Origin of the sequence: Actinomadura sp. B10D3 (assembly GCF_039871695.1) — a bacterium.
GTDB classification, from domain to species: Bacteria; Actinomycetota; Actinomycetes; order Streptosporangiales; family Streptosporangiaceae; genus Spirillospora; species Spirillospora madurae.
The window spans coordinates 1-13,473 of record NZ_JBDPLY010000052.1 but is presented as its reverse complement, the minus strand read 5'-3'; the positions used below and the strand labels follow the sequence as shown (position 1 = coordinate 13,473).

The following is a 13,473-nucleotide window of genomic DNA, read 5'->3' as shown; positions in this document are numbered from 1 at the left end:
CCGACCGCATCGGGATGAACAGGTGGCCAGAAAGCTGTTTCAGTTCGGGATGGGCCTGCGGCCGGGGAGTTCGATGCTTGCCAGGGCGGTTGCGAGGACCGCTGCGGCGGTGTAATCGTCGGCCGGTTCGATGCTCTGCCAGGCGCCGATCCGGTCGGCGTACCGGCTGCCCTGTCCGTCGTACTGGGTGAAACCGGTGACCGCGCAGGGCCGCATGCCGTCGAGCACGTCCGTGTCCCGGAAGGCCGCGGCGGAGTTGGGGCCGTTGACGACGGCGCCCTCAAGGACGACACCCTCGGTCAGGTTGGCGACCTGGTGCTGGGGGCAGCGTGGATAGGTGGTCCCGGCGCCGATGACGAACGACGATCCCCACGCGTTCGCGCCGAGGGCCCAGCCGCGCTGGCCGGTGCCGATCGCGTCGTAGGACGTGTCGCCGCTCACCCGGCGGTAGAGCAGGGCCGTGCTGGCCAGGCCGAAGCTGGTCGCGGCCGAGTCGGAGACGGTCGGCTCCGCGGCCGCCCCGAACGGATCGCGGGCGGCCCTCGCGGCGGCGGCGTCCAGCCGGTGCTTCAGGGCCGCGACCAGCTCGTCCCGGTCGATGCCGACACCGGCGGCGCCCTGGTCGAGGGCTTCGATCAGGTCGGTGTGGGCCAGCACGCTGACATCGCCGAGGCCCAAAGGCGCCTGACCGTCTGATTTGAGGGCGGCGGCGGCCCAGCGCGCCGCCTGGCGGAGCCAGCCGTCGGCCCGGCGGTCGCCGAGGGCCCGCGCCGCCCGGGCCAGTTCCACCGCTCCGAACTCCAGGTCGTCCGCCCAGGTCTCCTCGGGGTAGAACTCGCGCGGGAAGGTGGTGACGAGGCCGTCGCCGGGGGCGGTGTCCGCGCGGGCATAGATGCCCGCCGCCCGTTCCAGTGCCCGGCGGGCGGCCCCGGGATCGTCCCGGGCGTGGGTCTGCGCCGCGAGCGCGAACGCGGCGGCGACGCGGCCGGCGAGGTTCGGGCTGATCGGCTCACCGGGGGCGGCCGCACGGAAGGCGGGGCGGTACCGCAGCAGGTAGCCGGGGTCGTCACGCCCGACGCGCCGCATGTCGTCGCTTTCCGGCAGCCGCCAGACGTCGTGGTCGGACAGGTATCCGGCACCGCTGATGCCGATGCCGACCTGGGCGTACAGGGCACCGGTCCGCTGGTCCCACATCTTGTCCAGCCACTTCAGGCCGTGGTCGGCCTCGGCGGCCAGCTCCGGCTCGGACGGGACCGCACGGTAGGCGTAGTAGAGAACGGCGGTGGAGTAGGACGCGGTGTGCGTGAACTTCAGGAAATCGCCCGCGTCCGCCCAGCCACCGGACACGTCGACGGTCGCGGCGCCGGGCACGGAAACGAGCCCGCTCACCATTTCACCGTTGCGATAGCGGGGCGGCTGGTAAACGGTGGCCGCGCGGTCTGCCAGATGGGACGGCCGGCGGCCGAGCACCGTCGGAACGACGTCGGGGCCGTCCCGCTGCGCCTGGAAGAACCGCAGCAGCCGGGGCAGCAGCGGCCCCAGCACCTCCGCGGCCGGGCCGACCCGGAACCAGGGGGAGTGCGCCCGCACGTCCGGGCCGCTGACCGCCACGCGATAGGTGCCCCGATCCGTCAGCCGGGTGAGGTCCAGGACGCGCACGGACGGGAAGGCCGCGTTCCATGAGCCGGTGCGTCGTCCGGGGGCCCCGGTGAGGACGGTCTGGCCCCCGGCGTTCTCGACCTTGAAGCGGATCCGCCCGGTCGGCCCCGCCGTCATCAGATAGGCCCGCTTGGATTCTTCCGGGAGGTAGCCGACCTGGTCGAGACGTATCCGGGCGCCCCGGTCCGGCCCCGGTGCGGCGGGCGGGGCCGGCGGGGCCGAGTACCGCGGGCGCGGGCCCGGCGGGCCCGCGCCGTCCGAGGTGTGGCAGGACGGTACGGCGAGGAGGGCCGCCCCGCCCAGGATGAGCGGAACGGACCTGCCGCGGTTCGCCATCGGAGGTGTCACGAACGGTTCTGGCCGCTGACGAGGGCGTCCAGGCCGCCGGTGCGCTGCAGCTTGTGCCAGCCGAGCCGGATGCCGCCGACCGCGGTGATGATCGACTGGATCAGGACCGCGTACATGAGCTGCCGGTAGACGAACTGCTGGACGGGCAGGGCCCACAGGACGCGCGCCTTCTCGCGGTCCAGACGGAAGGCGTAGCAGGCGCCCGCCAGCTGGACGCCGAGGACCGCACCCCAGACCGCGGCCGTCTTGACCGGGTCGAGGAACAGGATCCCGTAGAGGAGCAGGACGTCCACGAGCGGCGCGAGCAGCGGCAGCATCACCTGGAAGAGCGCGAGATGCGCCAGGCCCCAGCGCCCGAACCGGCCGGACGGGCCGCGTTCGAACACCGCGCGCCGGTGCTTCCACATCGCCTGCATCGTCCCGTACGACCAGCGGTACCGCTGCCGCCACAGCTGGCCGATCGTGGAGGGCGCCTCGGTGTAGGCGATCGCGGACGGCTCGCACACCACCCGCCATCCGGCGCGCACGAGCTCGATGGTCAGGTCGGTGTCCTCGGCGAGGGTGGCGTCGCTGACCCCGCCCACCTGGTGCAGGGCCGACCGGCGGAACGCCCCGACCGCGCCCGGCACGGTCGGCATGCAGCGCAGCAGGTCGTACACGCGGCGGTCGATGTTGGAACCGATGACGTACTCGATGTGCTGCCACCGGCCGAGCATGGAGTTCCTGTTGGCGATCTTGGCGTTGCCGGCCACCGCGCCGACCCGCCGGTCGGCGAACGGCTGGACGAGCCTGCGCACGGTGTCGCGGGTGAACACGGTGTCGCCGTCCATCATCACGACCAGGTCGCAGCGGGCCGCAGCGATCCCGGCGTTGAGTGCGGACGGCTTGCCGCCGTTCGGTTTCCGGATGACCCGGACGCCCGGAAGGGCGAGCGACTCGGCGACGTCGGCGGTGCCGTCCGTGGAGCCGTCGTCCACGACGATCACCTCGACGGGATGGGTGCCGCGGACCAGAGACCGGATCGTGTCGGCGATGCACTCCTTCTCGTTGTAGGCGGGGACGACCACGGTCACGGGTTCGGTCACGGGCGGCCCCCATGACCAGCGCGACGGCCGCCGGGTGCGTGCGTGCCGCCGGGCCACCACGACCATGAGCAGCAGCCGCACGACCATCAGCACCCCCACCGCCAGCAGGATCAGGGCGAGGACGGAGACGACGGCGCCCGCGACCCTGACGATGCCGACCAGGAGGACGCCGCGCCAGTGCTGGCCGCGCGCGGCGGGCGGGTTCGCCTGCGACTCGCCGATGACCTCCGCGGTGGTCGCGAAGCGGTAGCCCTGCGCGCGCAGCCGCGGGATCAGCCGGTCCAGCGCGGCGACGGTCCGGGACCGGTCACCGCCCGCGTCGTGCATCAGGATGACCTCGCCGCGGTGGCCGGACGGGGTGGAGTTGGCGACGATCTGGCTCACCGGGGGACGCTGCCAGTCCTTGGAGTCCAGCGTGGTGAGGACCGTGGTGTAGCCGTCTTCGCTGAGGCCCTGCAGCACCCCCCACTGGTTGTCGTCGACCGCCTCCGCCGTGGAGGAGTAGGGCGGCCGCGCGAGCGAGCTGGTCACGCCCGTCGCTCCCGCGAGCGCGAGCTGGCTCTGCGACAGCTCCATGCCGAACCGCCAGCCGGGCACCGTGGAGAGGTCGGAGTGCGTGAACGTGTGCAGCCCGATCTCGTGGCCCGACCTGTGCATGCGGTCGACGATGTCAGGGTGCTCGGTCACCTTGGAGCCGACGACGAAGAACGAGGCGTGCACCTTGTGCCGGTCGAGCACATCGAGGATCTTCGGAGTCCACTCGGGGTTGGGGCCGTCGTCGAAGGTGAGGATGACGGTCCGGTCCGGTACGCGGAACTGCCATCGCTTCGCGCCGGCGCCGATGACGGGCCCGCCCGTCCGGACGTTCTGCGGGACCGTCGCCGCGTCGCCGGGCGCGGCCGCGTTCCCGTCCGCGCCGAACTCGGCGTTCACCAGGCCGTGGGCGAACAGCACGCAGGCGAAGGCCAGGGACGCCATCACCGTCAGCAGCCATCGTGGACGCAGGAGCGCGAGGACCGCCGCCTTCACCCCTGGGCTCCGGCCGCGGGCGCGGCGGCGGGCGTGGTCGGGACGCTCCCGGCGACGGAGGGCGTGGCGGCGGCCGCCTGCGGTTCCGCTCCGGTGTTGTCGCGCCGCTCGTCCGCGCCGGCGGGCTCGCCGGTCTCCGGTGGGTTCGCGGGCGGGTTCGGCGGGTCCGCCGGCGGAGCGGCCGGGGGCGCGGCCGGCGGGGTGTCGCCCGACCGGCTCGGCGTCGTGGCCGGCGCTTTGGTCGGGGCCTGCGGCGCGGTGCGCCGCCCATCGGGTGCCGTCGGGGCCGGTACGGCCCCGGAGGGCGCGCTGCCGGACGCCCGGGGCGCCGCCGGCGGAGCTTCGGGCGTCGGGACGGGCCAGGAGGGCCGCGGCGGCCGAAACGCCCCGGGTCCGTCCTCGGCGGCCGGCGGCCGGTGCTTGGAACTCGGCGTGACCTTGGTCTCGCCGCTCCCGCCCATTCTCGGCAGCAGCGTCTGCGGGCTGACCGGTCCGCCCATCAGGCTGATGCCGATCATGATCGAGTAGCCCCCGCACAGGGCCGCGGCCGCATAGCCGAACCGGCGCAGGCGCCTGCGGCGGCGCCCGGTCACATCCACGAAGACCGGCGAAGCGGAACGGTCCCTCGAATCGATCACTTCTTGCTTGTCGGGCATTTAGCTACTCCCCAGGAAACAATTCCCCCTGTGCTGAAACCTAGCAGCAGAACCCCATTCGAATCGTCAATGACGGTCAGCGTCCCCGGCGGCCTCGCGCGTTCGGGGTGCTTTCGATCAACGGCCACTTTCGGACGACCGTTGTCGGTAAACTTCGTCTTGATCAATGAATCTCCGCAGGTCAGAGCTTTGCTGCGGCGACGCTTCGGACATAACCGAACTTAGGGACGTTCTTCTTCCGGAGTAATAAAGAGGGGATTTTCGAAGATCCATTAACGGCATTTCTCGTTCCGCTTCCTCTGGGGGTGGTGGCCGGAATGGGTCAAGGTCCCGTGAACGTTTAGAAGCGGATTCCAATAAAGTGCCGCATCATCGTGCGCTGCAGCACGGTCGCCCCGGGCTCTCGAACCGCCCGCTGGGGAACTCAGGCCATGAGCCCGGACGCCGTCCGTGTGCTGGTCGACGTGGGCGGGATTCAGGGCCGAAAGTCCTTCGCATCAGCGACCCACGCCTCTGAAAGACGCGTTCGCCGGCGACAAGGCTCGGATCCAGGAGGTGACGCAGATGGGCGTACGAGATGTGCTTGTCGGGTTCGACGCTTCACTGCCCGCTGAACGAGCGCTGCGCTGGGCGGCGACTGAGGCCTCTCTATGCGGTGATCGAGCGAACCGGCACGCCGGCGCTGGAGCTGGGCTGTGGAGATGGCGATCCGCTGCTTGAGTTGCGTCGACGCGGGTTGGAAGTCGAAGGCGTCGATTCCTCTGCTGACATGCTGGAACGCCTCCGTCGCCGGGTGCGTGAGGAAGGGATCAGCGTCACTGCTTTTCACCAGCGCATGGAGGCGCTGGATCTGCCACGGCGCTACCGGGCGATCTTTCTGGCCGGACCGACCTTCACCCTGCTACCCGACGCCGCGTTGGCGTGCCTGCACGGCATCCGCGCTCACCTGGCCGACCCGGTAGCTCCCATTAGGCGTCGGGGAAGTGCGTCAGGGCGTGTTCGATCTTGGCGACGCTGCGGTGCAGTTCCTTGGCGAGGTGGCCGATCCGTTCGTGGCCGAAGCGGGCCAGCGGTGCGGCGATCGACAGGGCGCCGACCGTGGTGCCGCTCCCGTCGTGCACGGCGGCGCCGATGGCGGCGACGCCGCGCTCGGTGGCCTCGATGTTGAGCGCGTGGCCGTGCGTGCGGATGTTGGCGAGTTCGCGCGTCAGCTTCGTCCACTCCGGGTCGGTCAGGTCGGGGTACAGCTCCCGCAGCTGTTCGACCGTGAGCTCGGCCAGCATGGCCTTGCCGCCCGAGGCCAGATGCGCGGGGAGGATCGTGCCTCGGCGATCCCCGACCTGGAGGACCTGCGATGACTCCACGCTCGACACAAAACGCACCTCCGTGCCCGTCCGCACGACGAGGTTGACGGTTTCCTGGACGCGTCCGCACAGCGTCTCCATGTGCGGGGTGGCCAGCCTCCGCAACTCCCGCAGCGTCGAGCCGTGCGTGCCGGCCGGGGTGGAGGACAGGAACGGCCCCGGGAGGTAGGAGTGACTCTCGTCCTGGATCGCGAAGTCGCGGTAGACGAGCATGGCGAGAAGCCGGTGCGCCGTAGAACGTGCGATGTCCAGCTCGCGGGCCACGTCACTGACCTTGAGGCTGCCCTGGTCGCGCAGCATGTGAAGGATCAGCAGGGCGTTGTCGACGGACCCCAGCGCATAGGTCGGCTTCTCCTTCATGTTCTTCATAGGAGAATGCTAGTCCACCTTGCGGAATCTGCCCGTCACAGCCAAGGGCCGAGGCCCGGGGGCTCGCGGGTGCGTCCGGTCAGCCACGCGGCCAGGGCGGCGGCCTGGCCCGCTGCCGCGTGCCTGGCCGCGGCCTCCGAGGCCAGACGGGTGTTGAACGCCTCGGGCAGGTCGGCGAAGGTCACACCGTGCTGCAGGTCGACCGCGTGCACCGCCATCTCCCTCGCCCGCATCCATGGGATCTCCTCGGCGGGGACGGTTCGCCCTTGGGCGGTCACCACGGATCTGTGCCACGCCTCCTCCGGCAGAGCGTCAGCGTCCTCCGCCAAGCGGATCGCCGACCCGTGGACGAGCGCGCGCAGCTCGTCCGCGGGCAGCGACGCCGCGGCCTCGATCTCGTCCGCCCGCTGCCGCGGACCGGCGTACATCCGGTTCTCGACACCGGTCGCGGCCCAGCTCAGCAGGCGGCGCAGCGCCTCGGCGTTGCCGTGGACGTGGGCGATGACATGCCGGCGCGTCCAGCCGTCCAGGGCGGTCGGCGCGGACAGTTCGTCGTCGGTGAGCCGGTCGACGGCGCCGAGGAACAGCCGGGTCCCCTCGTCCATCCAGGAGCGGGCGCTCACGGCGTCCTCGCCGTGTTCTCCAGACGGCCGATTCCTCCGATCTCGGTCACCACGGTCATGCCGTCGGTGAGGTAGCTGGGCGGCTTGCGGGCGTGGCCGACCCCGCCGGGCGTGCCGGTCGCGATGACGTCGCCCGGCCGAAGCGTGACGATGGTGGAGGCATACCGCACGAGGGCCACCGGGTCGAAGACCAGGTCTGACGTGTCGGCCTTCTGCATCACCTCCCCGTCGACGCGGCAGGTGAGCGGCAGGCCGGGGCGAACGCCGCCGGGCAGCTCGTCCGGTGTGACGAGGACGGGCCCGAGCGGCGTCGTGCCCTCGAACGTCTTGCCCTGCAGCCACTCCTTGGTGCGGAACTGCCAGTCCCGCATGGTGACGTCGTTCATGACGGTGAACCCGGCGATCGCCCGGGCCGCCTCGTCCTCGTCCGCCCGCCGGACGGAACGTCCGATCACCAGGGCCAGCTCGGCCTCCCAGTCGACGGCCGACGACTCGGGGGCGAGCTGGACGGCGTCCCGGGCGCCGATGAGGGCTTCGGGGAACTTGGCGAACAGGGTGGGGTGCTCGGGCAGGTCCCGTCCCATCTCCAGGATGTGGTTGCGGTAGTTGAGCCCGACGCACAGCACCTTTCCCGGACGCGGCACGACGGGCGCGAACGCGGCGTCGTCCACGGGGCGCGGATTCCCGGTCGCGGACGCGGCGACGCCGGCCCAGTCCTCCAGCGCCAGCAGCGCGCCGACATCGGGTGCGTCGAGGAGGACGCATCCGTCAGCGGAAATCCGCGCGGCGCGGGTTCCATCGTCCGTCCGGACGGTCGCGAGCCTCACTGCGCGTCCTCCTCTACCGTGTCGTTCTGGGCGCGGTGCTGGTGCAGCCGCTCGAAGATCGGAGTGTCGCTGAACCGGAACAGGTCCAGGCCGTGCTCGGTGGCGAGTGCTGACGGCTGCCAGGACGGCACGACGAACAGGTCGCCGCGCTCGACCGTCCAGGCGTGTTCCCCCACCGTGATGTGCCCGGCGCCGTCGAACACCTGGTAAACCGAGGAACCGACTTCGCGGGTCGTCGCGGTCTCCGTGCCGGGCGCCAGCCGGTGGAACTCGGCGCGCAGGGTGGGCATGACGTCGCCGCCCGTCGTGGGGTTGGTGTAGCGGACGGCGGCGTGTCCGGGTTCGACCGTTGCGCGGTGTCCCTCCGCCTCCAGTGCCAGCTGGTCCGCCAGCGCGCGGTCGGTGTGCTCCCACCGGTAGGCCAGAAGCGGCGTCGACGGCGCAGGACGCAGGTGGGTGAGCGGCCGCAGGCCGGGATGGCCCCACAGCCGCTCCGCCCGCGACCGCTCCGGCGCCTCCCGCGACTCGATCTCGTCGGGCCCGGGCTCGAAGAACGTGGACTCGGTGAGGTACTGGAACGGGATGTCCAGCCCGTCGATCCATGCCATGGGACGGTCGGTGACGTTGTGGTGGCCGTGCCAGTGCCAACCGGCCTGCGGGAGGAAGTCACCGCGGCGCATGGCGACGGGATCGCCGTTCACCACCGTCCACACGCCTTCCCCTTCGACGACGAACCGGAAGGCGTTCTGGGTGTGCCTGTGCACGGGGGCGTCCTCGCCCGGGTTGAGGTACTGGATCGCGGCCCACAGCGTCGGTGTCGCGAAGGGCCTGCCGCCGAGGCCGGGATTGGCGAGCGCGATCGCCCGGCGCTCGCCCCCGCGCCCGACCGGCACCAGCTCTCCGGCCCGCTCGGCCATCGGCAGCAACGCGTCCCACCGCCACCGGTGCGGAACCGCCTTCGACCTGGGGGAGGGCGGCATGAGAGCGCCGATCTCGGTCCAGAGCGGGACGAGCGACTCGGCCTCGAAGCCGCGGTACAGCGCCTCGAGCCGCGGGGTGCGGACCGGCTGGTCCTCGGCATCGGTCGCGACGATGGTCACCGGGGATCCTTCGGTGACGGTCATGGTTGGAGCCCTTCCGTGCGCGCTGCCAGGAGGCCCCAGAGTGCCGAGGATTCTGCAGTATGGACAAGAAGATTCTGTCATGAGGAACAACTCGACCCCAAGGGCAGGGCTCGGGTCGAGGTCTGGCCATCTCGCGCGTGACGGGTCTGGGAGGATCCAGGCCCGTCACACTCGGGGTCTCAGCATTCGCCGCGCCATTGGATCTTTGTGATGACGATCCAGTCCCCGAAGTTGATCTTGTATGTGCCCCGGGCCCGGATTGTAGTGCAGGCATTGGGTCCAGTTGTTCCCGCTGTAGGTCCAGTAGAGCTGGACGTGGTCGGCACCGGGGAAGGGCTTCCCGTTGTTGAAAACGGATCCGGATGTCCTGAGCACGCCGGTCCAGTCGCCTTCCTGCTTCCACACGTCACCGGTCTGATTGATCCCGCCGTAGACCCGCATTCTCCTTTCGAAGGTGCTCCTCGATTGGTGCAGGGTGAGTCATTCGGCCGGCGAGCCGCGAATATATCCAGCTCGCTCAGCGCACCGCCGTCGGCGCGTGTTGCGCCCACCAACCGCCTCACCGTCCCCCTTACTCATATGTGACCGGTAGTGTGGGGTGCAGCGCAATTCAAGCAACCCTCTGCTTCGTCCTTGCTTCACATCAGCTTCACAGCGTTAAGCCCACCGATACGGACCCGTCATTTTCCACTACCCCGTGCCCTTGGGCTGCTGGTGGCCGCCAGCGGGACTCTGGAGTCGGTGGTGGTGCCGACGCTCCCGCTGCTGCAGCGCGAACTGTCGATCAGCCCCGTCCAGGGGCGCTGCTGAGCGTCGCGATGCTCATCACTCGTGCGATCTTCGCGCCGGTCGGGGGCATCCTCGGTGACCGCTACGGCGGCAAGCGGGTGATGGTCCGGCTCATGGCGGCGGTCTCGGCCGGCGGCCTGGTGTCCGCGCTGGCGCCGAACCTGGCGGTGCTGCTGCTCGGGCAGGTCCTGCAGGCGCGATGGTGGGCGCGATGCCGCTGTCGTTATCCTCGTGCGCAAGCACCTCTCCTCGGGAGAGTCCCAGGTGGCGATCGGGGTGGTCAGCGATCCCACCTTCGCGATCATGTTGGCCGCCATGCACGATGCGGACGACGTGTTCTTCGACGGCGTCGGCCAGATCCGCATGCCCCGGTGGTTCCGCGGCAGGGGTCGCGCTGGTGGGCGACGCCGCGTACCTGGAGCAGCGCAACAACAGGCTGCGCAGCCTCAGCGCCATGCCCGCCGCGGGGAAGAGGCCGGCCCATTCGGCCCTCACCCTGCCCGACTTCGCGCCCGTGACGTGAGACCGCACGGTCTGCTCAGGATGGGGAGGTGCGGTACAGGTGCAGCAGGCCGCGGGTCACGGCGGCCGGCCATACCGTCGCGTGCTGCTCGCCGGGAATGACCTCGCTGCGCACGTCGATCTTCCCTTGGGCGCGCAGCCGCTCGGTGAAGGCGGCCAGGTCGGCGACCATGTCTAGTGCGGACAGCGCTTGGCGCATCGTGGCGGGCATGGCGGGCCAGCTCCGGCCGGGGCCGTCCTCCAGCTCGCCCACGGCGAGGTAGACGTCACTGGCCTCCCGGTCGGCGAAGCGCGCCCGGTCAGGATCGAGGAGCAGCCGGTCGTCCCACCACAGTGACGGGCTGACCGCCAGGAACTTGCGGAACCCCTCCGGGCGGCACACGAGTGCCCAGCAGGTGAACAGCCCGCCCAGGGAGAAACCCGCGACGCCCCGGTCGGACGGGTCGAGCCGGTGCGCCGCCTCCACATGGGGTGCGATCACCTCCCGGATCAGGCCGAGCATCGCGTCGGCGCGCCCGGTCCCGTACGGGGCCTCTCCGAGGTGGTATCCCGGTGCCGCGACCGTGGGCGTCAGGTCGCGCGGGCGCCGGGTGGACAGGCGGGTGCGGTCGTCGGTGGCCGGTGAGATGCCGACGACGGCCACGGGACGGAACTGCCCGAGCGAGAACGCCAGCATGTTCTGCGCGATCTGCGCGGTGGTCAGGAAGGTCAGGAAGCCGTCGAGCACGTACAGCACCGGGACGGGGGCGTGCTCCCCGCGCGTCGCGGCCGGTGGGACGGCCACCTCGACGCGCCACCGGTCGGTGGGTCCGTCGCCGGTGATGAGCGTGTACCGCACCGCGCCCGGCAGTTCCACCGGCCCGGCCGACCATCGCGCGGTCATGCGACCACCTCCGGTACTCATCATGGCGATCAGGGGACCGTCGGTGGAGGGGGCGTTACGGTCCGTTCACGTGGGGTTTCCGGACGGTGTGATCTGCGTAACCTTCGCCGTGATCTCCGCGGGAAGGCGTCTCCGGTATATTCCCAGGTAAATCGGTAGATTTTGTAGGAAAATCGCCTGCCCGCGGGTGTCTTCGCAGGTGGAGGCGGATTCTTGGGGGCTTCACAGGGGCCGGTGCCGTGTGCATCCTTGGGGACATGAACGCAGCGGAGGTCCTGGTGGCGAGGCGCCACGTCGACCTCCTTCGCGTGTGCAGCGCGTCCTGTTGAACCGCTCTTTCGCGCGCCGCGGCCTCTGACCGGCCCCTCTTCCTCTCACCCGCGCCCCCTCGGGGGCCGAATCCTGCCGCCTTCCTTCCGTTTCCCCCTGTCCGGAGGTGCCCTGTGTCCACCGACCTGCTTGATCCGCCCCGCTCGGCGATTCCCGTGGCGGCGCGGGTCTCGACCGCGTCCCGTTCCGGTGCCGTGCTGCTGTCGGTGCTGCGCCGGGCGCGCAAGGCCGGCGGGCTGGTCGCCGTCCTCGCGCTGTGGGAGATCGGCGCCCGCGCCGGCTGGCTGGGCAGCACGACGCCGCCGCTCAGCGACGTCGCCGTGCGCGGCTGGGAGATGCTCTCGTCGGGCGCGCTGTTCGAGAACCTGGGCGTCTCGCTCCTGCGGGTGCTGAAAGGCCTGGCGATCGGGCTGCCGACCGGCCTCGCCCTCGGCCTGCTCTCCGGGCTGTTCCGGATCAGCGAGGACATCGTCGACGCGCCCGTCCAGGCGCTCCGGATGCTTCCCCACCTCGCGCTCGTCCCGCTGTTCATCATCTGGTTCGGGATCGGCGAGACGTCCAAGGTCGGCCTGATCGCGGTCGGCACGGTGTTCCCGCTCTACATCAACGTGTTCCACGGCATCCGGGGCGTTGACGAGCGGCTGGTGGAGTCCGCCCGCACCTGCGGCCTCGGCCGGCTCGGGCTCGTCCGGAAGGTGATCCTGCCCGGCGCGCTCCCGCAGATCCTCGTCGGGCTGCGGCTGTCGCTCGGCGTCGCCTGGCTGACGCTCGTCGTCGTGGAGCAGTCGGCGACCGCCAGCGGCATCGGCTTCGTCATCAACCAGGCCACCCAGTTCCTGCAGATGGAGACGGTCTTCCTGGTTCTCGTCGTGTACGCGCTGCTCGGCGTTTCGACGGACCTGCTGGTGCGGCTCATCGAGCGGCGCGCGCTGGCCTGGCGGAAGGGCCTGGTGGCGCGATGACGACGACCGTGCAGAAAGGAGTGCACGTCCGCGGCCTTCGGCGGGTGTTCGGCGAGCGCGCCGTGCTGGACGGCGTCGACCTCGACATCGCCCCCGGCGAGTTCGTCGCGCTGCTCGGCGCGAGCGGCTCGGGGAAGAGCACGCTGCTGCGCGCCCTGGCCGGGCTGGACGGCGAGGGAAGCGGCGAGATCGGCGTCCCCGGCAGGCGCGCCGTCGTCTACCAGGAGCACCGCCTCCTTCCGTGGAGCCGGGTGTGGGACAACGTCGTCCTCGGCCTGCGGGGGCGCGGCCTGCGCGAGCGGGCCGAGGCGGCACTGGCCGAGGTCGGGCTCACGGCCCGCGCCGACGCGTGCCCGCTCACCCTGTCCGGCGGCGAGTCGCAGCGCGTCGCGCTGGCCCGGGCGCTGGTGCGCACGCTCGACCTGCTGCTGCTCGACGAGCCGTTCGGGGCGCTGGACGCGCTCACCCGGCTCAACGCGCAGGCGCTCGTCGCCGACCTGTGGGCCGAGCACCGGCCGGCGGTGCTGCTGGTCACCCATGACGTCGAGGAGGCGCTCCTGCTCGCCGACCGCGCGCTGCTGCTCGCGGGCGGCCGGATCGAGCGGGAGTACGCCGTCGACCTTCCCCGGCCGCGGTCGCTGGACGACCCGCGGTTCATCGCGCTGCGGCGCGACCTGCTGGACGGGCTCGGGGTCCGAACCGTCCTCCAGCCCCCACCCACCGCCATTCAACCGACGAGCTCCGCTCGACGAACCGTCGCCACTGCCAAGGAGGCATCATGACACTCCCTGTGTCAACCTCAGGAAGCGAGAGGCTCCATGAGCGCTGTTGCGGCGCCGTGTTTGGTGGGGTCGTAGGGGACGCTGTCGTGCCAGCAGCGCCAGATGACGCGGATCCAGGCGC

13 protein-coding genes and 1 pseudogene are annotated in these 13,473 nt (G+C 71.1%); 4 read left to right on the top strand and 10 right to left on the bottom strand.

Annotation, left to right across the window (positions count from 1 at the left end; all coding sequences use genetic code 11):
• Positions 1-39: 39 nt before the first annotated feature.
• From ABGB11_RS41190 to ABGB11_RS41180, 3 genes are read right to left on the bottom strand one after another with little or no spacing between them, the layout of a single operon-like run.
• Complete coding sequence (locus tag ABGB11_RS41190; RefSeq protein ID WP_347641082.1) at positions 40-2,007, bottom strand: glycoside hydrolase family 9 protein; 1,968 nt, start codon at positions 2,005-2,007, stop codon at positions 40-42.
• The gene (locus tag ABGB11_RS41185) at positions 2,004-4,121 is read right to left on the bottom strand and encodes a bifunctional polysaccharide deacetylase/glycosyltransferase family 2 protein (protein ID WP_347641081.1); all 2,118 of its coding nucleotides are present in this window, start codon (positions 4,119-4,121) and stop codon (positions 2,004-2,006) included. The genes ABGB11_RS41190 and ABGB11_RS41185 overlap by 4 nt, the downstream gene beginning before the upstream one ends.
• On the bottom strand, positions 4,118-4,777 hold the full coding sequence (locus ABGB11_RS41180; protein WP_347641079.1) for a hypothetical protein: 660 nt from the start codon (positions 4,775-4,777) through the stop codon (positions 4,118-4,120). The genes ABGB11_RS41185 and ABGB11_RS41180 overlap by 4 nt, the downstream gene beginning before the upstream one ends.
• Before the next feature lie 577 nt (positions 4,778-5,354).
• Between ABGB11_RS41180 and ABGB11_RS41175 the strand changes: the two are divergent.
• Positions 5,355-5,717 (top strand): annotated as a pseudogene (locus ABGB11_RS41175) (class I SAM-dependent methyltransferase); the annotation flags it as partial.
• A 28-nt stretch (positions 5,718-5,745) separates the two neighbouring features.
• Here the strand turns inward: ABGB11_RS41175 and ABGB11_RS41170 are convergent.
• The 6 genes from ABGB11_RS41170 to ABGB11_RS41145 all read right to left on the bottom strand — a co-directional run bounded on the left by ABGB11_RS41170 (position 5,746) and on the right by ABGB11_RS41145 (position 10,238).
• On the bottom strand, positions 5,746-6,510 hold the full coding sequence (locus ABGB11_RS41170; RefSeq protein WP_347641077.1) for an IclR family transcriptional regulator: 765 nt from the start codon (positions 6,508-6,510) through the stop codon (positions 5,746-5,748).
• A 35-nt stretch (positions 6,511-6,545) separates the two neighbouring features.
• Positions 6,546-7,133 carry a maleylpyruvate isomerase family mycothiol-dependent enzyme gene (locus ABGB11_RS41165; RefSeq protein ID WP_347641076.1) on the bottom strand — a complete coding sequence of 196 codons (588 nt, stop codon included), beginning with the start codon at positions 7,131-7,133 and terminating at the stop codon, positions 6,546-6,548.
• Entirely contained in the window at positions 7,130-7,960 is an 831-nt protein-coding gene (locus ABGB11_RS41160) for a fumarylacetoacetate hydrolase family protein (protein ID WP_347641075.1), read from the bottom strand. The genes ABGB11_RS41165 and ABGB11_RS41160 overlap by 4 nt, the downstream gene beginning before the upstream one ends.
• Positions 7,957-9,084, bottom strand: a complete 1,128-nt coding sequence (locus ABGB11_RS41155; protein ID WP_347641074.1) for a cupin domain-containing protein — start codon at positions 9,082-9,084, stop codon at positions 7,957-7,959. The genes ABGB11_RS41160 and ABGB11_RS41155 overlap by 4 nt, the downstream gene beginning before the upstream one ends.
• A gap of 165 nt (positions 9,085-9,249) precedes the next feature.
• Positions 9,250-9,525, bottom strand: a complete 276-nt coding sequence (locus ABGB11_RS41150) for a hypothetical protein (RefSeq protein WP_347641073.1) — start codon at positions 9,523-9,525, stop codon at positions 9,250-9,252.
• Positions 9,526-9,764: 239 nt separating this feature from the next.
• Positions 9,765-10,238 (bottom strand): hypothetical protein, encoded by a 474-nt coding sequence (locus tag ABGB11_RS41145; RefSeq protein ID WP_347641072.1) that lies wholly within the window; start codon positions 10,236-10,238, stop codon positions 9,765-9,767.
• A gap of 32 nt (positions 10,239-10,270) precedes the next feature.
• On the opposite strand from ABGB11_RS41145, the gene ABGB11_RS41140 reads away from it, so the two are divergent.
• A complete protein-coding gene (locus ABGB11_RS41140; RefSeq protein ID WP_347641071.1) occupies positions 10,271-10,396 on the top strand; it encodes a hypothetical protein in 126 nt (41 codons plus the stop codon).
• A 15-nt stretch (positions 10,397-10,411) separates the two neighbouring features.
• On the opposite strand, the gene ABGB11_RS41135 is transcribed toward ABGB11_RS41140, so the two are convergent.
• Positions 10,412-11,278, bottom strand: coding sequence for an alpha/beta hydrolase-fold protein (locus tag ABGB11_RS41135; RefSeq protein WP_347641069.1), 867 nt, complete (start codon positions 11,276-11,278; stop codon positions 10,412-10,414).
• A gap of 443 nt (positions 11,279-11,721) precedes the next feature.
• Here ABGB11_RS41135 and ABGB11_RS41130 point away from each other — a divergent pair, with 443 nt between their 5' ends.
• Both ABGB11_RS41130 and ABGB11_RS41125 read left to right on the top strand, forming a co-directional pair.
• Positions 11,722-12,570 carry an ABC transporter permease gene (locus tag ABGB11_RS41130; protein ID WP_347641068.1) on the top strand — a complete coding sequence of 283 codons (849 nt, stop codon included), beginning with the start codon at positions 11,722-11,724 and terminating at the stop codon, positions 12,568-12,570.
• Positions 12,567-13,352: an ABC transporter ATP-binding protein gene (locus tag ABGB11_RS41125; protein ID WP_347641066.1), complete on the top strand. Its 786-nt coding sequence runs from the start codon at positions 12,567-12,569 to the stop codon at positions 13,350-13,352. Before ABGB11_RS41130 ends, ABGB11_RS41125 begins: the two co-directional genes overlap by 4 nt.
• Positions 13,353-13,473: the final 121 nt, after the last annotated feature.

Bases quoted from the DNA above. Each gene is read 5' to 3' on its own strand.
- ABGB11_RS41180 (WP_347641079.1), bottom strand. From the start codon at position 4,777: ATGCCCGACAAGCAAGAAGTGATCGATTCGAGGGACCGTTCCGCTTCG.
- ABGB11_RS41170 (WP_347641077.1), bottom strand. From the start codon at position 6,510: ATGAAGAACATGAAGGAGAAGCCGACCTATGCGCTGGGGTCCGTCGAC.
- ABGB11_RS41155 (WP_347641074.1), bottom strand. From the start codon at position 9,084: ATGACCGTCACCGAAGGATCCCCGGTGACCATCGTCGCGACCGATGCC.
- ABGB11_RS41150 (WP_347641073.1), bottom strand. From the start codon at position 9,525: ATGCGGGTCTACGGCGGGATCAATCAGACCGGTGACGTGTGGAAGCAG.
- ABGB11_RS41145 (WP_347641072.1), bottom strand. From the start codon at position 10,238: ATGCGGATCTGGCCGACGCCGTCGAAGAACACGTCGTCCGCATCGTGC.
- ABGB11_RS41135 (WP_347641069.1), bottom strand. From the start codon at position 11,278: ATGACCGCGCGATGGTCGGCCGGGCCGGTGGAACTGCCGGGCGCGGTG.
- ABGB11_RS41125 (WP_347641066.1), top strand. From the start codon at position 12,567: ATGACGACGACCGTGCAGAAAGGAGTGCACGTCCGCGGCCTTCGGCGG.